This window comes from Candidatus Hecatella orcuttiae, from assembly GCF_002009985.1.
In the GTDB taxonomy this organism is placed as follows: Archaea; Thermoproteota; Bathyarchaeia; order Hecatellales; family Hecatellaceae; genus Hecatella; species Hecatella orcuttiae.
This window is the reverse complement of the sequence record NZ_MTLX02000005.1, coordinates 313,141-330,755: the sequence shown is the minus strand read 5'-3', so window position 1 is coordinate 330,755 and position 17,615 is coordinate 313,141. Positions and strand designations below refer to the sequence as shown.

Here is a 17,615-nt window from a genome sequence, read left to right as displayed (position 1 = left end):
CAGGCTGTTAACAGCTCTACCATAAGGACTCACCGGAGTAACTTAAGCTTAATTGTTTATATGTCGAAAAGAACCCTGAGCTCCACCCAGCCGTCTTCCTTTTTGACCTCCATCATATGGTAGGTTACAGCTTTAATCTCCACTTTAGAGGGATGCCTCCCGAGGTCTAGAGGTTCACCGAAGGCAGAAGCCCTCAGCCTCAGAGCGTCTTCTCTCTCGACTATCTTGTCTACTTTAAACCGGGAGAAGAGCAAACCTTCTACCTCGTATTTAACCAGCAAGGCTTCCAGCCAGTTGTAGAGAAGCTCCTGCGGGTCTCCTCCCTCCGCGGAGACTTCAACCTCCATTTTAGGCTCTACAAGCTGCAACTCTGTCATAGCTTCGAACATGGCCTTGGCAGCGTTTTCAAAAGCCTCCTCCAAGGTTTCCCCGTAGGCGGCTACGTAGATGTCGCTGGCATGCTCCAAGAACTCAAAGCCTTTCCTGCTCTGCTTCAACCCAGACCCCTGAAAAGCCTATAACCTATGCCTCAAAGCTCAGCAATAAAAACATGTCCATCTTCCACGGCTACAACCCATAAGTTTATCATCCAGTTGAAGACCAACAGAAGTTTGAGAAAGCCATGGCTGAAGCAGACGCTGAACTGGAGCGGCTGAAGCTCAGAAAGCTGAAAGAGCTGAGAGCGAAGGTCGAAGCCTCGGAGGAGAAGCCTTCTCCCCCGAAAGAGACCGTGGAGCCCACCCCCCTTCAGATCGTCATGGGGAGGCTGACGGGGCGGGGAAGAGAACTCTTAGAGACGGCTTACCAGCAATATCCAGACATCACAGAAGAGGTGGTTGAAAACCTGGCTTTGCAGATAAAAAACGGTCGGCTCCGAGGCCCTGTAACCGCGGGGATGATAATGCAGATTTTCAACCTCCTCCGCATGCCCCTCAGACCCAAGACTCGGCTGGTGTTCAAAAAGCACGGTGAAGCCAAAACCCTAGCTGAACTGCTCAGGGAAAAGCTGGGCTAGACCGAAAAAGGCCTTTTTCGGGGCGATTCGCAGTTCGGTTAAAGATTATTTGCCGAAGTGGAAGAGGGAGCGGGCTTGGCTGTTTTTGCTTCCTACCCACTGCTGGTAGGCTTCGTCTAGGCTTTTGCTTGGTATCACGTGTTTTCTCACGTAGTCGACATGCTCCCTGACCAGTTGGACGATTTTCTCATCGGAAACATGAGACCTCGTTAACTCGTTTTTCAACATCTCCAAAGGCGTGTAGAAATAAGGGAGGTCTAGAAACTTCTGCTTAACTTCCACGTTTCTTTCCGCCAGCTCATCCCTCAAGCCGCGGCCCGGCAGACCTGTGACGCAGGCGGGCTTTTCGTATTTTGAAGCCATGCTGGCGATGAATTCCGCCTCCTCCTCAACGGCTTCCTCCCTCAGTCTTATTTCATCCTCCAGATGGCTTCTCCAAGCGGCAGCGTCAACCTTGCCGGTAGCCGCCGTCCTCAAGGTCATGAGGGCTGTTTTCTCAGCGCTTTTGGCGGCTAGGTAGTCGTAGGAGGGGCTCTCGTAACAGTGGAAGGCGAGCTCGGGCTTCATGCGCCGCAGATGTTTAAGATTTCTCAAAATTGGCTCCGCGTAGTACTCCCAGCCGCCGGACGGCTCCTGCACCAGTTTGGATTTTTTGATCTCAGCCAACACATACTCGTAGGGCAGACCCTCTGCCAGTTCTCTCACATATTCCTCTAGGCCTCTGGAAAAGTTCAGGAAAACGGAGTCGCAGGGAAGCCTTTCCAGCTCCCGCGCCAGTTTGGCATGGGACTTTCTAAGCCTTGGAACTGCCATCAAGGTTATCGAGAGTTCCATAGCCAGGATACGCTGGAATATTTATCGAATAAATTATTGAGGCCTCCCACATTTAAGTTTTCACTCTGCCATGTCCCTGAGGAGGCCAAGGAAGTCAGATTTGAGGTCTTCAGCTTCTCTGCCGGCAAGCGAGTGTTTAAGAAAAAGGTTTTCTCAGAAAATTCAGGAACTCTTTTGTCGTAGCTACCAGCACGGCTGTTACCGCTATCAGGAGATTTTGAACAGTCAGCCCCCAAGCCTCCACCCGACTGAGGATCAAGGCGGTTAACCCCACCATGACAACGCTGAGGCTGAAGCTTAGTAGGATTTTCTCCTCCAACTCCAGCTTCTTCAGTCTGCCGGTGCTTCTGAGGAGGTTGTAGCCGGGAAGGAAGAGCATGTACAGAAATGCTAGGAGGAAGACAGCTCCCTCCCCGAAGCCTATTTCCAAAGCCATAAGAAAACCCCCCACCGGCCAAAGTCGGCTTCAAGCCTAATAGGTTTCTCAGGCTATAGATTAAATATTTAATATTTTTAGACTACAAACTTTCGCTTAACCCACAGTGAAGAGCCATGGGTGAAGGGTCGAGGATGACTGCGGGGCTGATGTTGAAACTGGCCGCGGTAGTCGCCCTTTTCTCAGCTCTCTCCTACGTGGGAATAAGCCAAGTGGTAGAGGAAGCAGACCCTTGGCTTGACCCGGTGGTTACCGAGGGCGAACTGGAGGCAACCCGGTGGATCAGGGGGAACACTGAAGAGGATGCAAGGTTTGTAGCCGGCATCTTCGGAGGGGAGCTCATCATGGGCATGACCACCCGGATACCTTTGGTTGGAGGAGACTGGGCTAACGCTCCGGACCCCGTGGAGAAGATGCTGGCTGTGCATCGAATTTACCGGACAGACTCCGCCGCCGAAGCCTACGAGCTGGCGGTGGAGCATGGGGCTGACTACGTTTATGTTCCTCTGAAAAGGTCTGTGCACTCCGGTTTGGGGTGGATCTATCCTCAGGTTGAGAAGTTCGACGACTCCCAGTATTTTGTCCTCGTGTATGAGAATCCGGAGGTTCGAATATACAGGGTGAGGCCGGTAGCCCCATGAAAGCCCTCAGACCTCTGCTCCTCTTAGCCTTGGCGGCTGCGGCTGCGTGGTATAGGCTGAGGGTTTTCAGCGGGCCTGTGATCCCCATGTACGGCAACACCATGTACCACATGGGCATCATCAGGGCGACGGTGGACTCAGGCGTCTACCCTCTTGAGGAACTGTCCTACGGAGGCGGCTTCAGAGGGCTCTACGTTCCCCTCTACCGGATTTACGTGGCTTCCCTCAGCGTGGCCACCCAGATAGACCCCATGACCCTTTCGGCTCTGGTAACAGTCCTCACAGCCTCATTCACGGTGGCGGCTACCTATGCTTTGGCGAGGAGAGTGTTCGACAGCCCCTATGCTGGGCTCTGCGCAGCTTTCTTTTTCGTGGTTTCCCCTGAGTTGACCATCTATACTGCGAGGGCTTTCCCTGAGCTTCTCAGCCTGCCGCTGGTTTTGGTGATGCTGTACCTCATCAACGCGAACTACCGGCTTATGGCCGCGGCGGCCGCCATAGCCACAGCCCTCACCCATCAACTGGCTTTCTCCGTCCTTGTGTTGACCCTACTCTTCTACTCGGTAGCTCAAGCTGTCCGCAGGGATAAAGGCGGGCTTTTAACCGCGCTTTTGGCTCTGCTGACGTCTATAGGGGCGTTTGCTCTGTGGCTCATCCACTTGGTGGGGGTTCCCTTTCTCATGAGGCTTTTCCAGTTTGTGGGGCTGGTGGGGCTTTCCCCAGGTTCACCGGTGGACTTGGCTCTGTTTTTCAGAGCCGGCTACGTGGTGGTTCCCTTCTTCTTCATGGGATTGTTTTTCACGCTGGCCTCCCCTTTGGAGGCTAGGCCTAGGTTGCTGGTTCTGTCTTGGTTTGCCGCTACTTTCCTGCTTACCAAAAACGACCTGCTGGGCTTCGGCCTTCTCATGGATAGGTATTTCACGTTCCTCGTTCAAAGCATGGTAGTGATGGCTGGTTTCGGAGCCTACACCGTTTTAACTAAAACCTTTCACCTGTCTTCAACCCTGTTTTTGAAGCTTAAATCCAGCCGTCTCCCTGCCTCGGCTGGGAATAAGCATTAATGTGGGTGAAGGACAATACTGTGAACATCTCCCGCTCGCTGTTCCCCGGCGACCTTCCACTGGAAGGGGTTCCTGCGCAATGTCGCTTGCATCCCTCTTGGAGCTGATGAGGCCTTGGCAGTGGTATAAAAACCTCCTGATATTTGTAGCCATAATCTTCGCTAGGCAGCTGGGGAACATTCAGTTTTACCCGCCGTTGCTGACCGGCTTCCTCTTGCTCTGCCTTATCTCCAGCGCTAACTACGTGATAAACGACCTCGTCGACTATTCTAGGGACCTTCAACACCCGGAAAAACGGAGGAGACCGCTTCCCTCAGGCAAGGTCGGTAAACCAGCAGCCATGGTCTTGGGTGCCGTTTTGGCGTTGGCCATGCTGCCGGCTTTTTGGCTGAACGTCCTGTTCGGGGTTTCCGCCTTGATGATCTTCCTGACCTCTCAGCTTTACTCTTTCTTTCTCAAACGGCTGGCTTTCGTGGATTTGATGACGTTATCTTCCAACTACGTTTGGCGGGCTGTGGCTGGAGCCTTCCTTATCGGAGCCGTCCTTTCTCCTTGGTTGATTCTGACGGCTTTTCTTCTCGCTGTGTATTTAACCATCTGTAAGAGGCTGGGGGAAGTCTTGCTGCTGGGGAACGGAATTCGTGCGCAGAATTCCGCTCTCAGCCACTACACACCCGACCTACTCAAGGGTAATCTGACGGTCATTTCCTCGGTGCTGATAGTTGCTTACGGAATCTACACCTCCACCGTCTTCGACCGAAGCTTCTTGATGATAGCCACCTTTCCCATCGTGATCTTCCTGATCCTCCGCTTCAACCACTTCGCCCTCCAAGGCCATCCTATGGCGCGGAGGCCTGAGAAAGCCTTCAAAGACAAACTGCTGGCAGCCGGGCTTTTCGCATGGCTCATAGTCACGATTCTGTCTCTCTACCTTCCCCTAGGCTAGTTTTTGGAAGAGCTTCTCATATTCGGCCGCTGTCTTTTCCACACCGAAGAATTCCAGAAGCCGGTTTCTGGAGACAGTAAACTTAGCCGGGTGTTTGAGGACGGCTACGACGGCTTGGGCTAGGGAAACCTCGTCTCCGGGCTTGGCAAGGAGGCCGCCTCCAGTCAAGGCCACGGCGTCCCTAGGCCCCGGCAGGTCGGTGGCCACCACCGGGGTTCCGCAGAGTAAGGCTTCCGCTTGCACCAAGCCGAAGGTGTCCACGGAGATGCTGGGGAAAACGAAGACATCGCAGGTGGAGTAAAACTTTAGCAGGGATTCGTGGTCCAGAAAGCCTAAGAATTTCACGCGGCCGGCCATTCCCAGGTTTTCGATGAGAGCCTCCAGCTGGGGTTTCACGGATTCTTTTTCCCCGCCGACCATCTTCTCCCCGATGCCGGCTAGGACGACCTTCGCTTCGGGGATTTCCCGCAGGATTAGGGGTAGAGCCTTTATCAGGTACTCTAGGCCTTTTTCAGGGGCGAACCTTCCTAGGTTTCCGATTATTTTTTCCCCGGGTTCTATTCCGTTTTTCTTCCGAAAATCCTCGGTGTCGGCTATTCTCCTGAACCGCTCCACGTCCACAGGTGGTGTGATCTGAACACACTTTCGCGCATAATTCTTGACCTTCGAAGTTTTCATATGTCCTAGGGAGTTCACGACGATGCCGTCGCTGAGAAAGCAAGCCAGCTTGAGGGATAGGTAGTAGAGCTTCTCCACCACCCAGAAGAGGGGGCCTTTCCCTCGGGCTAGGTCTGAGTGGTAGGTGAGGTACAGCCTCTTACCGCAGAGTTTAGCCATCACCCCCAGAAGGCCGCTTTCAAAGAGGGGAACATGCAGGTTGACAGCGTCGCTGGACCGCATGTGTTTGAGAGCCTCCCAGAGGAGCCGAGGGGCAAAGGCTCCTCTCTGAAACTTGAACAGCACTGGAACCCTGTGCACGGTGAGGCTGTTTCCAGTCTCAAGCCTCCGCAGCCCCTTAGTGTGCTGGGACGTGACCAGAGTCAACCTGTGGCCGCGTTGGGAGAGGCCTCTTGCCAAGCGTTCGATGTAGGTGGTTATGCCGCTGACGTAGGGCAAATAATACTGGGACACTAGGAGGATTCGCATGGGGTTCCCCTGGAGGGTACGCTGCCGCTGTCCACCTGCTTAGCTTAGGCTGTTACAGGCTATAGATGCCTGTTAGTGGGATATTACATTTTTATTTCCCGAAAAACTTTTGTTGGTTTAACCCTACACCAAAGGCAAGAGTGTAAGTCATGTTTGCGACTGATATTCTGAAAGAAGAGCACAGGATGATCAAGCGGATGCTTAAAGTCCTAACCGCAGCCGCCCAGAAACTTGAGGGAGGCGAGGAGGTCTCCCCAGCTGTCTTTGAGGAGGTCATCGACTTCATCAGAACCTTTGCAGACCGCTGCCACCACGGTAAAGAGGAGCAAACCTTATTCCCCGTCCTCGAGAGACGCGGCCTTCCTAGGGAAGGCGGACCTACAGGGACGATGAGGATGGAGCATGAGCGGGGGAGAGAATTCGTGAAGGCGATGGCGCAGGCTGTGGAAAGATATCGAGGCGGCGATGAGGAAGCTAAACATGCCATCGTGGCCAATGCCAGAGGCTACGTGGACCTGCTCACCCAGCATATCTCCAAGGAAGACGACGTTCTCTACCCTTTGGCCGAACAGGTTCTGGGGAAGAAAGAACATGTGGAGTTGCTGGAGAAGTTTGAGGAAGTGGAGAAGACGATGGTGGGGGAAGGAAAACATCAACAGTACATAAAGCTTCTGGAGCGGCTGGAAAGAGAATTCCACCTAGAACCGGGAGAAGCATCCCATCATGGACATCAGCGATGAAGGCGCGAAGCCGATCTAGCCTAATTTTAAATACTGTTGACAAAATATTGTAACCAGACTGAGGAAGCCCAGTCGGGTGAAGGTATGACTCCTAAAGAAAGATTTATGAACGCTTTGCTGGGCCGGGAGGTTGACAGAGTTCCTGCGCTGAGTGTAACCCAGACGGGAACCTTAGAGCTTATGGAAGCTTGCGGTGCCTTCTGGCCTGAAGCCCATGTGAAAGCTGAAACCATGGCCACCCTAGCTTTGGCCGCCCATGAAATAGCCGGCTTCGAAGCGGTGCGGGTTCCCTTCGGCATGTACGCGGAGGCAGAAACCCTAGGCTGCACCGTCGACTACCATGAAGGAAAAAAGGACTTCACGCCCACGGTCACCAAGCCTGTGAGCGATCCCAGCAGCCTCCGGGTGCCCTCGCCCACCGAGGGCAAGATGGCCGTCATCGTGGAAGCGGTGAAGCTTCTCAGAAAAAAAGTAGGTGACGATGTTCCCGTCATCGCCGGAATCGTGGGCCCCTACAACCTGGCGGGGACCGTTCAGGGTTTCGACCTCCAAATGAGGCTTATCATAACCAAGCCGGAAGAAGTGGAGAGAATCCTTGAAATCACTTGGCAGGTGGCCGCTGAGTTCGGCAACGCCCTAGCTGAAGCGGGGGCGGATGTGGTGACGTTCCTAGAGCCCATAGTTTCAACCATCGGCCCGGTGTTCTTCGGCAAGTATGCTTTGCCCTATCTGAAGAAGGCTGCGGAGAGCATCAAATGCCCCACCGCCCTGCATGTCTGCGGAAACGCCACGCCAATCCTCCGGCAGATGGCTGAAAGCGGCGTGAAGGGCCTCAGCATCGACCAGAAGGTCAGCGTCAAGGAGGCGAAGGCGCTGGTGGAGGGCAAAACAACCATCATAGGGAACGTGGACCCTGTCAAGACGATGATCGAAGGGAAACCTGAAGACGTCAAGAGGGAGAGTAGGAGGATCATCGAAGAAGGCATCGACATCTTGGCTCCGGGATGCGGCCTCTCCCCCTACACACCCATCGCCAACATGAAGGCCATGGTTGAAGCTGCGGAAGAATACGGCAGAAAAAAGGTCTAAGCCAAGCTGATTGAGAGAGTTGAAAGCCTAAAAGGTAGACAGAAACCCCTTTACACGGCTTCTACTCTTTCTATTTCTGGAACTTGCTCCTTGAGGGATTTCTCCACGCCCATTTGGAGGGTCATCTGAGACATAGGGCATCCGGCACAGGCTCCGGTCAGCCTTACCCTGACCACGTTGCCCTCCACGCCCATCAGCTCGATGTCTCCACCGTCGGCTTGAAGTAAAGGCCTTATCTTTTCAACAGCTTTTTCCACTTTTTCTTTCATAGACATTCCCATCACCAACGTTATTCGTGAAAGATTGTTGGAAGGATATGGAATCCTCCTCATATAAAGTTATCCAAGCTACTCCTTAGGCTTTGAAGACGGCTTTCACCTCTTCGGCAAAACGCCTAAGCATAGAACCCCGTTCGGGAAGCGGCCCTATGGGCACGAGGTTGAAGCAGTTGATTCCCAAGCTTGAATATTTTCGAATCAAGCCCACATACTCTTCCGGGTCAGCGTCGGGGGGGAGGTAGTTTTCTCTGATTTTTTCAAGCGGCCTGTTTTCAACCTGAGCCAGATGCCTCAGCATATCTTCAAAATACCGCTGCATCTTAGGGTGGAAAACGTAGAGACCCATGTGGAGGGCTATGTTCCCGAAATTTCTGCCTACGTTTTTGCAGTGTTCTTTTAATACTTCTACTTTTCTTTTAACCTCCGCCTCTGGGAGGTTAAAATATAATTGAACTTCATCGGCATGTTTAGCGGCTATTTTAAGCAGTCTTTTTTCGCCTGTGCCTCCGATGAGGATGGGCGGCCGCGGCTTCTGAACGGGTGGGGGAAGATTTTCCACCCTTAAAAGACGGTAGTATCGCCCCCTATGCGTGGTTTCCCTGTTCTCCAGCATGCTTTTTATTATCTGAACTTCCTCCTCGAAGCGTTGGAACCTTTCGGCTGCAGGGGGAAAGACCCCGAAGAAGGCTTTAAACTCCTTCTCATACCAGCCTGCCCCCAAGCCTAGGGTCAGCCGCCCGTGGGAGATGATGTCCACCGTGGTGGCTGCTTTAGTCAATACCAATGGGTTTCTGTAGAGGGTGCAGGTTACAAGGGGGCCTATCCTTATCTTAGCCGTCACCGCCGCGAGAGCCGCCAACGCGCTCCAGCATTCGAGGGGATAGCCGGAATTCGGGTAGAAGGCTTCTCCCATGGGATAAAAATGGTCCGTTACCGTGAAGAAATCGTAGCCCAGACGTTCCGCCTCCAAGCAGAGGGCTTGAACGTCTTCGAAACCTAAACCTTCGAGGGCGGTGTGCACGCCAAATCGGAGGGGTTTGCCCATGATTTTTCCATCCCGGGAGACTTTTCATATTTTACGGTGAAAAAGGAGCTTCCGCAGCGTGGGCAAGGGTTGTCCCTCGTAGCCTTTCCGAGCATTTGGCCGCAGCTTGCACATTTGCAGAGGGGCTTAAGCCCTGTTTCCAACGTTTTTCTTCCCGGAAAACCTTCCGAAACAGTCTGAGGATTGCTCTCCGTTTTCATAAGGATTTCACGACCGAAGCTGGCTGGCGGCTCTTGGGCGGTTCAGAAAGGTTTCAGCGGGAGGGTAGTGAAGATTCAGTTCGTCGCGTGGTCATCATTTCGCTTCGGGACGATCAGTCTGGGACGACCTCATCATCAAGAACCTTATTTGTCCCTAGGATATTTAAACATTGGTAAAAAGACGCTTATCATCTTTCCGTCAAGAGGGTTTTTCAGGACGGCTTCCTCCCATGAAAAGGCGTCTCTTCAAGAGAAAAAAGAAGTTTTGGAAAAAGAAGAAGCCACCGTTGGAGGTTAAGGAGAGGCCGTCTCCTCTCCTAGTTTTCTATTTAATGCTGATGATCCCGGTGCTGCTCATCATCTTGATCTATGTTTGGATGCTGAAGCTCATTCCCTTCCTTTCCTCTCCCTAACCTCGGATGAAGGTCTTCAGCTTCTTGAAGTCCTCCAGCATTCTCCGCCTGATCTTAGGGAACCTCATCCCAGCGGAGGGGTGGTAGGTGGCGAAAAACATCCTGCCATTCTTCTCGACGAAGCCGTGGGTTTGAGAAACCTTCTCAGCCCCCAGCAAAGACCGAAGGGCCACGTTGCCGAGGAGGACTACGAGTTTTGGGTTTACAATTTCCAGCTGCCTCTTCAGATAAGGCAGGCAGGCTTCCACTTCGCTTCTCTTAGGCGGCCTGTTTCCTGAGGGATGACTCTTCAACACCGAGGTGATGAACACGTCCTCCCTTCTCAAACCTGAGGCCTTTAAAAGCTCATCTAAGAACCTCCCCGCTCTACCCACGAAAGGCCGGCCTAGCCTGTCTTCCTCCTCCCCTGGGCTCTCGCCCACAAAGAATATTTCAGCATCCTCCTTTCCCTCCCCGGGCACGGCTTTCCGTCTCGTTTGGTAGAGGTCGCACTTTCTGCAGGAGGCTATTTCTTCGCTCAGTTTTTGAAGCTCCCTTTTTTTATCCATCCTCCTCTTCCCAAAAACGTTTTTGAAGCAAACTGCGCGGGAAGCCCGGATAGGCTGCGGACTCCGTCTCCCAGCATGGCGGAAGAACCGGTATGAAATTTATGTCTTTTTCATACTTTTTTCAGGCGGCTTCCAGTTTCTCTAGGATTTCCTCAGGTTTCAGTCCCCGTCGGGAAAGTTTGACGACTTCCCTCAGCCCCTCTAGGTAGTTTTTCGCGCTTTCCGCCACAGTCTTTACGGCTTCCTCCCCAAACCTCGGCCCCCTACCAATTCCCGGGCAATCTTGAGCGGGCCTTACTTCTAGGATGGGCTCGTCGCCGTAGATGACCCGGCTTAGGAGGAAGGGGTATATCCGGCATAGGGAGGGTTTAGCCCCTAGGGGGTGAAGCTGACATTGGAAGTTTTCTTGGAGGAAGACGCATCGGCCCCTTTTTCTTTTTAGAGTGAAAGGTACAGCGCCTCTCCTGTTGGGTTTAACCTGAACGAAGTCTTCCACCTTTTTCCCGGCGGCTTTGGAGATTTCCCTTATATCCTTCAGGGTTAATTCCCTTTCCATCCTGCAGCAGAGGGCCTCGCAGGCCTTGTAGGCGCACTTCCACCGCTTTACAGGCTCACCGACCACGAGGAGCAGAATTTATAACCCCCAAACGAACCTTTAGGCTTTCAGTTAATTAGTTGAACCCTTAAACTTAACCCTATCTAATTCGGGCCCGGAGTGTTACCAAAAAATTCAAAAACTTCCAACTCCCCATCTCCATAAGCCGCCTCGGAGGAGGAGTGGGTTGGAAAAAAGCCCGAGACCTGACAAAGTGCTGGACGCCCGCGGCCTCACATGCCCTGAGCCCGTCCTCAGAACAGCGGCGGAAGTCGGAGGGATGGCTGAGGGTGAAGTCTTGGAGGTCATAGCCGACGACCCTGCCTCGGAAGAGGATGTTCGAAGCTGGGCTAGAAGGACTGAAAATGAACTTTTGAAAGTTTGGAAGACAGGTAAGGATTTTCACTTTCTCATCAGGAAAACTTCCTAAATCCCGGGCGGCCTTCGGGTCAAAGAGCTTTGTATTTCTCGTAGAACTCCAGCAGGAGCTTCACTTTCTCCGACTCGGTGTTGAGGGCTAGGACCTTCATCTGCCCGGAGATCTGCTCGTAGGCGAGGATTCCTTCCCTCACCAAAGGCTGGATGAGCCTTGCCACCGAAGAAGGAGAGCAGTTCAGAAAACGGGAAAGCCCAGCTTGGTTGAAGACCTTGTTGGGGTTCGCCAGAAAATACTCCAACAACCTCGTCTGCGTCTTGCTGCCGAAAATCCTCTCCAGCAACCCCGCAGCCCCTCTTGGGTTTATTCTGAAAACCGACCTATATTTAAATGGAAGCCTCTCCAGCCCGCCCTTTCACCGGGAGGCGGAGATACGGGTGCCCACCTTCAGCCCCATCACCGCCTTGACTAGGTTTTCAGTTTTCCTTCCGTCGATGAAGTAGGCGGGTATCCTCGAACGGTCTAAAACCTTCAAGGCCAAAGGGTCCAGCTGGTAGGATCCTGCCCACAGTCTTTTCTTCATCGCCATCTCCAGCAGCTGGGCGGTGGAGGCTTCCTCCAGTTTTTCAGCCTCCTCATCCACCTTAGGGTCCGCGGTGTAGATTCCGTCCACGTCGCTGGCGATGATGTAGCAGTCCGCCTTCACAGCCTCCGCCGCCAAAGCCCCCACAGCCATGGTGGAGTGGCCGGGTGTCAAGCCGCCCATGACCACGATTTTCCCCCCTTGGAAAAACTTTTTCAGCTCCCCTAGAGTGGTGGGGGTTTCGGGAAAAGCGTAGTCGTCGAGGGCCAAGGCCAGCAGGCGAGCGTTCATCCGGGAGGCTTCGATGCCCAGCTGGTCGCAGGTTCCTTCATCAGCTCCCAGCTTCCGGGCTAGGTTGATGTAGCTCCTCGCCAGCCCTCCGCCTCCGGTGACGGCGAGGAGGCGATGTCCTTCGTCAGCCAGCCTCTTTAAAACTCCAGCGTATTCCCTCAGCCTGCGAGAGCTGGGTTTCTGGGGGAAAAGAAAGCCGCCCAGTTTGATGACCAGTTTCAAAGGCTGTCCCTTCGCTTAGTAAACTAGAAGCCTTTAGAATAAGAAATTTCCGCTTCCCGGCCCATAAACCTTAAAACCCATGAAGCCGCATTATGGACTGCTGGTGTTCACCGGGCTATGAGTTAGGGAATAACCTGTCAGGAAATCAGCCGACGGAAACTTTTCCAAAAGCCGAGCGTTAAGGGCGTGTTTTCTGGGAAGCGGTTTTCCTATGACTAGGATGGAGAATACAGGTAAACAAAGCCGGTCCGTGGGCGTTTTCAAAGCCAAGAGGCTGCTGGAGGACTTGGCCTCCAAGGAAGGCCGCCACACCGAGCTTATCACCCTCTACATTCCCCCAGGCCGCCAGGTCAGCGATGTCATAGCCAACCTGCGGGAGGAGTACGGAACCGCCTCCAATATTAAATCTCGGACCACCCGCCACAATGTCCAGTCCGCCATTGAGAAAGCCATTCAGAGGCTGAAGCTCATAGACCAAGTGCCACCCACCGGGCTGGCGCTTTTCTGCGGAGCCGTAGCCCAGGGGCCCCCGGGCTCAGAGAAAATGGAGCTCTACGTCTTGGTTCCCCCGGAACCCATCGGCGTTTACCTTTACCGCTGCGACTCCCGTTTCCACCTAGAACCTCTCTTCGACATCCTCAAAGAGAAGGCTACCTACGGGATAATGGTCATCGACGGAAGCGGCGCCACCTACGCCATCCTCAGGGGTAAGCGGCTGGAAATTGTCAAGTCCATCAGTTCAGGCATTGCCGGCAAACACCGGGCCGGCGGCCAGTCGGCTCGAAGGTTTGAAAGGCTTAGGGAAGTGGAGATCAACGAGTACTTCAAGAGGGCGGCCAGCTATGCTGCTCAGATTTTCTCGGACATCCCTGACTTGAAGGGTATCATCATAGGAGGCCCCGGTCCCACCAAGCAGGATTTCGTCGAAGGCAGATACCTCCACTACACGCTTCAGGACAAGGTCTTGGCTGTGGTGGACACGGCCTACGTGGATGAGCAGGGGGTCAAGGAAGTCATGGCCAAGGCCCCTGAAATCCTGAAGAACGTCCGATATGTGCAGGAGAGGGAGCTCGTCCAGCAGTTCCTCGGAGAGCTGGGCCGAGACTCAGGCTTAGCCGTCTACGGTGTGGAGGAGGTTCGGAAACATCTGGAAGCCGGCTCGGTCAGGGTTCTGCTGCTTTCGGAAGAATTAGACCTCCTCGCCGTCACCGTGAAGTGCTCCGCCTGCGGCTTCTCCGAGCAGCGAACTGTCAAAGAGGGGGAGCTGCTCAGCCTAGAGGCTGAAACCTCCAAGAAACCCTGCCCCCGATGCGGCGTCGCCGCCCTTCAACTGGGGGAGAAAACAGACCTCATCGACGCCTTAACTGAGCTGGCGGAAAAGTCCAATGGGGAGGTTGAGATGATTTCGACTTCCCACGAGGAGGGAGAGATGTTGCTGAAATCCTTCGGAGGCGTCGCCGCCCTACTTAGATATAAGGCTTAGGCGGTTTTTTGGTTTAAAATTTAAATATAACAATGTTATAATTTACACCATCCTTCGAGGGCAGGGACCATGAGAAGGGATTTAGTTTGCCGGGACCTCTGAAAGAAGGTTTACTGTTAACGGGAAAGCATTCCTTATGCTGGTTCTTTGGGGAGCTGTTTCCCTTCTAGTTTTACACGCTGTTATCAACACCTCTTTCTTCCACGATTCCGCCGGTGTTTTTCAGGGCGGCGCTCCTCTTTCCGCCGTCTTCGTAATAACCATAATGCTTATACTTGGCTTTTCCTTAGGCATGGCAGGACAGAAGTTCACCGAAGCCTTCCGTTTCGAGAAGGGGAAGGATAAGTCTGCGCTTTCCTAAGGGCTGATGTAGGGTGCTGCCAGCTGCCTCCGGGGTTGAAGTTTCCCCTATTCTACTGGTTTTCATAGGCTTCACGGTGGGCGTGGTCGGAGGCTTCATAGGCATAGGAGGCGGCTACATGGTGACTCCCGCCCTCATCGTCTTCGGCTTCCCCGGGCATCTGGCCGTGGGCACGGACATCACCCACATCTTCGGAAAATCCGTCATCTCCAGCATCAGACATTGGCACTTGGGCAACGTGGACGTGAAACTGGGCCTCCTGACGGTGGCGGGCACCCTCCTAGGCATCGAGTTGGGTGTTCGGATTTTGAACCACCTGAAGGGAACTGGCCTGTCAGATGTGGCTGTGCTGGGCGCCTCCTTGGCCATGCTGGTGGGCATCGGGTCGTTCATGGCGTGGGAAAGCCGTAAATCCATCAAACTTCTGGACAAATGGTACGACGAAGGAAAACCCCTCCCCTCGGAAGTTTACGCCTCCGGCCTTTCCAAGCGAATCCGTTCCCTGGAATGGCGGCCTATGGTGTCTTTTAAGGCTGCGAAGGTTTCCGCCTCCTTCTGGGTGGTCCTCTTCCTGGGCTTTGCCACCGGAACCCTTTCCGGGTTCTTCGGTGTGGGCGGAGGATTTCTGAGGACCCCGGCTCTCGCCTACGGCCTCGGCTGCTCCACCTTCATGGCTGTGGGCACAGACCTTTTCATCATGAGCCTGTCCGGAGGTTTCGGCAGCCTGAGGCATGCCATGAGCGGCAACGTCGACCTCACCGCCGCCGTCATCATGCTGGTGGGCGCGGCGGTGGGGGCGCAGATCGGAGCTCAGGCGACACGGTATGTGCGGGGCCCTTCCATCCGATTGATCCTTGCTTACTCCATACTTTTGGCTATCATCGGCGCCGCCCTAAGGCTGGGCTACGTCCTCACAGGCAGGGTAATCGAACTGCTGAGGCTTAGCGCTGTTGCGTTCACCTTGGGGGAGATGACACTCCTCGTGTGCACTATCATAGGGCTGATGGTCTTCGGACTCCTCGCCCAGAGGGGACGTCCTGTGCCCCGGAGGCTCAGGTCTCTGGTCATCAGCCCAGCCCAGCCGGCGGATGGGCTGCCTTTAAAAGAAAGCTAGGAGGGGAAACTGTTGAAGATATCCGGTGGAAAAGAGGCGGGGAAGATGAAGGATGAGGAGTTGGAGGAACTGCGCAGAAAGTTTGAAGGTCAGCCTCCCCAGCAGACTCTCCGGTGGGCGTTGGACAGGTTTTATCCGACCATAGCCTTCGCCTGCAGTTTCGGAGCCGAGGACATGGTCCTGTTGGACATGATCTCCAAGATGACCCCCCGGATGAGGGTTTTCTACATCGACACAGGCCTCCTCTTCAAGGAAACCTACGAACTGATAGAGAAGGCTGCGGAAAAATACGGCATCAAACCTGAACGATACGCCCCCGAGCTCACCCTCGAGAGGCAGAGGGAGCTCTACGGTGAAAACCTCTACCAGCGGAACCCGGACTTGTGCTGCCAGATCAGGAAAGTTGAACCGCTGAAGAAGGCGCTGGCGGGGCTGGAAGCTTGGGTGACGGGGATAAGGCGGGAGCAGTCGCCCACCCGAGCCAGCGCAGCCGTGGTGGAAAGGGATAGAAAATTCGGCTTGGTGAAGGTGAACCCCCTCGTCCACTGGACTTTCAAGGATGTTTGGAAATACATCACCGAAAACCATGTTCCTTACAACCCTCTCCACGACCGAAACTACCCCAGCATCGGCTGCACCCTGTGCACCACACCCGTGGCTCCCGGCGAAGACCCTCGGGCTGGGAGGTGGAGGGGTAGGGACAAAAAAGAATGCGGTCTGCACCTCTGAAACTTTCTCAGGGAAGGCTTGGTTTACTCCCCATGTTGTGAGACGGCTTTTCGGCCGAAGGTCAGATAGCCTGTGTGGGCTACGGCTAAGGTTTCAGGCCGTGTTCTCCCCCTTTCCACCTGATACCTCCGGGTCATGCACTCCACCGTTTCCAAGTCCACGAATCCATGGTGGTTCAAGACTTCCACGGTTTTCACCACTTGCTCAATGGTGGGGCTGAAGGAGGCGAAGGCTCCGCTGGGTTTCAAAGCCTTGAAGGCGTAGGGGACCACCAGCCAGGGGGTGGCTAGGTCTAACACCACAGCGTCTACCTGGGTTTCCTCGATGCCTTGGGTGACATCCCCCTCCTTGAGGGTGACAAACTCCAGGAGGCCTGTTCTCTCCAAGTTTCTCCGCGCAGTTTCAAGGAACTCGCCGTGGGTTTCGTAGCTGTAAACTCTGCCCTCCGGCTTGACGTAGAAGGCTAGAAGGCTGGTTAAGGCTCCGCTGCCCGTGCCGGCTTCCACAACCCTGGCCCCTGGGCCTATGTTGGCGTAGACCAGGAGGAGGGCCATGTCCTTGGGGTACATGACCTGCGTTCTCCTTGCCAGCTTCCGGAGGTAGTCCCTGAGGGTGGGCTTAAGGGCTACGAACCGGGCTCCTAGGCTGCTCTGGATGGGGGAGCCGAAGGCCTTGCCTATCAGGTCGTCGTGGGCCAAGTAGCCTTTGTGGGTGTGGAGGGTGCTGCCTCTCTTAACCCGAGTTAGGTACCTTCTTCTCCCATCCAAGTATAGGACCACGTCGTCGCCTTCTCGGATTTCCTCGCCCAGTTCCGCTGCCTCCCCTATTTTCTAAGCTTGTTCAGGGGACATGAAGATACCGGCTTCACTTGCCTCAGGAGCCACCGGGGCTGGGTTGCCTTTCAGAGCACAGTTTTACAAAGTTTTCTAGAACAATGGAGCCTTCGTTTCCAGCTGCCACCTCGGGGTGAAACTGAACTCCGAAGAGAGGTTTGGCCTTGTGTTTCACAGCTTGAATCTTGGAGGTGGGGGAGCTGGCGTGGTTTTCCAGAGGCTCGAGGAGGGAGAGAAGCTCATAGTCGTGGTCCTCGTAGACTGTCAGCTCCTTTCTCCCGGGGGTTAGGGGGAACTCTCGGAAAAAGCGGAGGGTTACCACTCCCTTTTCCGCCTTCTCCAGCCTCCTCATCCTGGAGCCGTAGCAGTAGCCGAGAATCCTCAGCCCGAGGCAGATGGCCAAGGTGGGGAGAAGTGTGGAGTTCAGAAGCCGCCTGTACCATTCTAACATCTCCCTGTACCGGCCGCCCGGGAGGACTCCTCCGGAGATGATGACGCCTTGGTAGTTTTGAAGGCTGAGGGGCTCCATGGGGGTTTTGACATGGTAGGAGAGGCCGCGGTCTTCGAGAAAGCCTAAAAGCTGCTCCAAGGTTTCACTCTTATTGTTGAGGACCAATAGCTTCAAACAGCGCCCCC

26 protein-coding genes are annotated in these 17,615 nt (G+C 54.3%); 14 read left to right on the top strand and 12 right to left on the bottom strand.

Annotated features, from left to right (window positions below):
* Positions 1 to 56: 56 nt before the first annotated feature.
* On the bottom strand, positions 57 to 497 hold the full coding sequence (locus BWM17_RS04785) for an archease (RefSeq protein WP_309492798.1): 441 nt from the start codon (positions 495 to 497) through the stop codon (positions 57 to 59).
* 27 nt (positions 498 to 524) lie between these two features.
* Between BWM17_RS04785 and BWM17_RS04780 the strand changes: the two genes are divergently transcribed.
* A complete protein-coding gene (locus BWM17_RS04780; RefSeq protein ID WP_309492797.1) occupies positions 525 to 656 on the top strand; it encodes a hypothetical protein in 132 nt (43 codons plus the stop codon).
* Entirely contained in the window at positions 623 to 1,015 is a 393-nt protein-coding gene (locus BWM17_RS04775) for a DNA-binding protein (RefSeq protein WP_309492796.1), read from the top strand. Before BWM17_RS04780 ends, BWM17_RS04775 begins: the two co-directional genes overlap by 34 nt.
* A gap of 45 nt (positions 1,016 to 1,060) precedes the next feature.
* Here the strand turns inward: BWM17_RS04775 and BWM17_RS04770 are convergent, their stop codons facing one another.
* Positions 1,061 to 1,849, bottom strand: a complete 789-nt coding sequence (locus BWM17_RS04770) for a hypothetical protein (RefSeq protein WP_309492795.1) — start codon at positions 1,847 to 1,849, stop codon at positions 1,061 to 1,063.
* 136 nt (positions 1,850 to 1,985) lie between these two features.
* Positions 1,986 to 2,285, bottom strand: a complete 300-nt coding sequence (locus BWM17_RS04765; RefSeq protein WP_309492793.1) for a hypothetical protein — start codon at positions 2,283 to 2,285, stop codon at positions 1,986 to 1,988.
* Between the two features lie 116 nt (positions 2,286 to 2,401).
* Between BWM17_RS04765 and BWM17_RS04760 the strand changes: the two genes are divergently transcribed.
* The 3 genes from BWM17_RS04760 (at position 2,402) to BWM17_RS04750 (ending at position 4,933) form a co-directional block, all read left to right on the top strand.
* Complete coding sequence (locus BWM17_RS04760; protein WP_309492791.1) at positions 2,402 to 2,926, top strand: hypothetical protein; 525 nt, start codon at positions 2,402 to 2,404, stop codon at positions 2,924 to 2,926.
* Positions 2,923 to 3,987: a hypothetical protein gene (locus tag BWM17_RS04755; RefSeq protein ID WP_309492790.1), complete on the top strand. Its 1,065-nt coding sequence runs from the start codon at positions 2,923 to 2,925 to the stop codon at positions 3,985 to 3,987. The genes BWM17_RS04760 and BWM17_RS04755 overlap by 4 nt, the downstream gene beginning before the upstream one ends.
* 79 nt (positions 3,988 to 4,066) lie before the next feature.
* Positions 4,067 to 4,933 (top strand): UbiA prenyltransferase family protein, encoded by an 867-nt coding sequence (locus BWM17_RS04750; RefSeq protein ID WP_309492789.1) that lies wholly within the window; start codon positions 4,067 to 4,069, stop codon positions 4,931 to 4,933.
* Here BWM17_RS04750 and BWM17_RS04745 read toward each other — a convergent pair.
* The gene (locus tag BWM17_RS04745; RefSeq protein WP_309492788.1) at positions 4,925 to 6,079 is read right to left on the bottom strand and encodes a glycosyltransferase family 4 protein; all 1,155 of its coding nucleotides are present in this window, start codon (positions 6,077 to 6,079) and stop codon (positions 4,925 to 4,927) included. The genes BWM17_RS04750 and BWM17_RS04745 overlap by 9 nt on opposite strands.
* A gap of 149 nt (positions 6,080 to 6,228) precedes the next feature.
* On the opposite strand from BWM17_RS04745, the gene BWM17_RS04740 reads away from it, so the two are divergent.
* Together BWM17_RS04740 and BWM17_RS04735 are read left to right on the top strand one after the other, a co-directional pair.
* Complete coding sequence (locus BWM17_RS04740; protein WP_309492787.1) at positions 6,229 to 6,819, top strand: hemerythrin domain-containing protein; 591 nt, start codon at positions 6,229 to 6,231, stop codon at positions 6,817 to 6,819.
* A gap of 84 nt (positions 6,820 to 6,903) precedes the next feature.
* A complete protein-coding gene (locus BWM17_RS04735) occupies positions 6,904 to 7,908 on the top strand; it encodes an MtaA/CmuA family methyltransferase (RefSeq protein WP_309492786.1) in 1,005 nt (334 codons plus the stop codon).
* Positions 7,909 to 7,958: 50 nt separating this feature from the next.
* Here BWM17_RS04735 and BWM17_RS04730 read toward each other — a convergent pair whose 3' ends face one another.
* Both BWM17_RS04730 and BWM17_RS04725 read right to left on the bottom strand, forming a co-directional pair.
* Positions 7,959 to 8,177: a NifU family protein gene (locus BWM17_RS04730; RefSeq protein WP_342766503.1), complete on the bottom strand. Its 219-nt coding sequence runs from the start codon at positions 8,175 to 8,177 to the stop codon at positions 7,959 to 7,961.
* Positions 8,178 to 8,262: 85 nt separating this feature from the next.
* Entirely contained in the window at positions 8,263 to 9,231 is a 969-nt protein-coding gene (locus BWM17_RS04725; RefSeq protein WP_309492784.1) for a TIGR03560 family F420-dependent LLM class oxidoreductase, read from the bottom strand.
* Positions 9,232 to 9,414: 183 nt separating this feature from the next.
* Between BWM17_RS04725 and BWM17_RS04720 the strand changes: the two genes are divergently transcribed.
* Together BWM17_RS04720 and BWM17_RS04715 are read left to right on the top strand one after the other, a co-directional pair.
* Entirely contained in the window at positions 9,415 to 9,729 is a 315-nt protein-coding gene (locus BWM17_RS04720) for a hypothetical protein (protein ID WP_309492783.1), read from the top strand.
* Positions 9,719 to 9,844, top strand: coding sequence for a hypothetical protein (locus BWM17_RS04715; protein WP_309492782.1), 126 nt, complete (start codon positions 9,719 to 9,721; stop codon positions 9,842 to 9,844). Before BWM17_RS04720 ends, BWM17_RS04715 begins: the two co-directional genes overlap by 11 nt.
* Here BWM17_RS04715 and BWM17_RS04710 read toward each other — a convergent pair.
* Positions 9,841 to 10,392, bottom strand: coding sequence for a uracil-DNA glycosylase (locus tag BWM17_RS04710; RefSeq protein WP_309492781.1), 552 nt, complete (start codon positions 10,390 to 10,392; stop codon positions 9,841 to 9,843). The genes BWM17_RS04715 and BWM17_RS04710 overlap by 4 nt on opposite strands.
* 121 nt (positions 10,393 to 10,513) lie before the next feature.
* Complete coding sequence (locus BWM17_RS04705; protein ID WP_309492780.1) at positions 10,514 to 11,014, bottom strand: YkgJ family cysteine cluster protein; 501 nt, start codon at positions 11,012 to 11,014, stop codon at positions 10,514 to 10,516.
* A 160-nt stretch (positions 11,015 to 11,174) separates the two neighbouring features.
* Between BWM17_RS04705 and BWM17_RS04700 the strand changes: the two genes are divergently transcribed.
* Positions 11,175 to 11,417, top strand: a complete 243-nt coding sequence (locus BWM17_RS04700) for a sulfurtransferase TusA family protein (protein ID WP_309492779.1) — start codon at positions 11,175 to 11,177, stop codon at positions 11,415 to 11,417.
* Positions 11,418 to 11,436: 19 nt separating this feature from the next.
* Here the strand turns inward: BWM17_RS04700 and BWM17_RS04695 are convergent, their stop codons facing one another.
* Both BWM17_RS04695 and pyrH read right to left on the bottom strand, forming a co-directional pair.
* Positions 11,437 to 11,706 carry a hypothetical protein gene (locus tag BWM17_RS04695; protein ID WP_309492778.1) on the bottom strand — a complete coding sequence of 90 codons (270 nt, stop codon included), beginning with the start codon at positions 11,704 to 11,706 and terminating at the stop codon, positions 11,437 to 11,439.
* 72 nt (positions 11,707 to 11,778) lie between these two features.
* Positions 11,779 to 12,459 (bottom strand): UMP kinase, encoded by a 681-nt coding sequence (gene pyrH / locus BWM17_RS04690; protein WP_309492777.1) that lies wholly within the window; start codon positions 12,457 to 12,459, stop codon positions 11,779 to 11,781.
* Positions 12,460 to 12,670: 211 nt separating this feature from the next.
* Between pyrH and prf1 the strand changes: the two genes are divergently transcribed.
* From prf1 to BWM17_RS04670, 4 genes are all read left to right on the top strand, one after another.
* A complete protein-coding gene (gene prf1, locus BWM17_RS04685) occupies positions 12,671 to 13,942 on the top strand; it encodes a peptide chain release factor aRF-1 (RefSeq protein WP_309492776.1) in 1,272 nt (423 codons plus the stop codon).
* A gap of 136 nt (positions 13,943 to 14,078) precedes the next feature.
* Positions 14,079 to 14,303: a hypothetical protein gene (locus tag BWM17_RS04680; protein WP_309492775.1), complete on the top strand. Its 225-nt coding sequence runs from the start codon at positions 14,079 to 14,081 to the stop codon at positions 14,301 to 14,303.
* A 13-nt stretch (positions 14,304 to 14,316) separates the two neighbouring features.
* Positions 14,317 to 15,417, top strand: a complete 1,101-nt coding sequence (locus BWM17_RS04675; protein ID WP_309492774.1) for a sulfite exporter TauE/SafE family protein — start codon at positions 14,317 to 14,319, stop codon at positions 15,415 to 15,417.
* 45 nt (positions 15,418 to 15,462) lie between these two features.
* On the top strand, positions 15,463 to 16,146 hold the full coding sequence (locus tag BWM17_RS04670) for a phosphoadenylyl-sulfate reductase (protein ID WP_342766502.1): 684 nt from the start codon (positions 15,463 to 15,465) through the stop codon (positions 16,144 to 16,146).
* Positions 16,147 to 16,169: 23 nt separating this feature from the next.
* On the opposite strand, the gene BWM17_RS04665 is transcribed toward BWM17_RS04670, so the two are convergent.
* Complete coding sequence (locus BWM17_RS04665; protein ID WP_309493727.1) at positions 16,170 to 16,943, bottom strand: tRNA (adenine-N1)-methyltransferase; 774 nt, start codon at positions 16,941 to 16,943, stop codon at positions 16,170 to 16,172.
* 76 nt (positions 16,944 to 17,019) lie between these two features.
* Positions 17,020 to 17,604 carry a glutamine amidotransferase-related protein gene (locus tag BWM17_RS04660; RefSeq protein WP_309492772.1) on the bottom strand — a complete coding sequence of 195 codons (585 nt, stop codon included), beginning with the start codon at positions 17,602 to 17,604 and terminating at the stop codon, positions 17,020 to 17,022.
* Positions 17,605 to 17,615 lie beyond the last annotated feature (11 nt).

Excerpts from the sequence above, each read along its gene's own strand:
- BWM17_RS04780 (WP_309492797.1), top strand. The coding sequence starts at position 525 with ATGCCTCAAAGCTCAGCAATAAAAACATGTCCATCTTCCACGGCTACA.
- BWM17_RS04775 (WP_309492796.1), top strand. The coding sequence starts at position 623 with ATGGCTGAAGCAGACGCTGAACTGGAGCGGCTGAAGCTCAGAAAGCTG.
- BWM17_RS04770 (WP_309492795.1), bottom strand. The coding sequence starts at position 1,849 with ATGGAACTCTCGATAACCTTGATGGCAGTTCCAAGGCTTAGAAAGTCC.
- BWM17_RS04765 (WP_309492793.1), bottom strand. The coding sequence starts at position 2,285 with ATGGCTTTGGAAATAGGCTTCGGGGAGGGAGCTGTCTTCCTCCTAGCA.
- BWM17_RS04760 (WP_309492791.1), top strand. The coding sequence starts at position 2,402 with ATGGGTGAAGGGTCGAGGATGACTGCGGGGCTGATGTTGAAACTGGCC.
- BWM17_RS04755 (WP_309492790.1), top strand. The coding sequence starts at position 2,923 with ATGAAAGCCCTCAGACCTCTGCTCCTCTTAGCCTTGGCGGCTGCGGCT.
- BWM17_RS04750 (WP_309492789.1), top strand. The coding sequence starts at position 4,067 with ATGTCGCTTGCATCCCTCTTGGAGCTGATGAGGCCTTGGCAGTGGTAT.
- BWM17_RS04745 (WP_309492788.1), bottom strand. The coding sequence starts at position 6,079 with ATGCGAATCCTCCTAGTGTCCCAGTATTATTTGCCCTACGTCAGCGGC.
- BWM17_RS04740 (WP_309492787.1), top strand. The coding sequence starts at position 6,229 with ATGTTTGCGACTGATATTCTGAAAGAAGAGCACAGGATGATCAAGCGG.
- BWM17_RS04735 (WP_309492786.1), top strand. The coding sequence starts at position 6,904 with ATGACTCCTAAAGAAAGATTTATGAACGCTTTGCTGGGCCGGGAGGTT.
- BWM17_RS04730 (WP_342766503.1), bottom strand. The coding sequence starts at position 8,177 with ATGAAAGAAAAAGTGGAAAAAGCTGTTGAAAAGATAAGGCCTTTACTT.
- BWM17_RS04725 (WP_309492784.1), bottom strand. The coding sequence starts at position 9,231 with ATGGGCAAACCCCTCCGATTTGGCGTGCACACCGCCCTCGAAGGTTTA.
- BWM17_RS04710 (WP_309492781.1), bottom strand. The coding sequence starts at position 10,392 with ATGGATAAAAAAAGGGAGCTTCAAAAACTGAGCGAAGAAATAGCCTCC.
- prf1 (WP_309492776.1), top strand. The coding sequence starts at position 12,671 with ATGACTAGGATGGAGAATACAGGTAAACAAAGCCGGTCCGTGGGCGTT.
- BWM17_RS04680 (WP_309492775.1), top strand. The coding sequence starts at position 14,079 with ATGCTGGTTCTTTGGGGAGCTGTTTCCCTTCTAGTTTTACACGCTGTT.
- BWM17_RS04670 (WP_342766502.1), top strand. The coding sequence starts at position 15,463 with ATGAAGGATGAGGAGTTGGAGGAACTGCGCAGAAAGTTTGAAGGTCAG.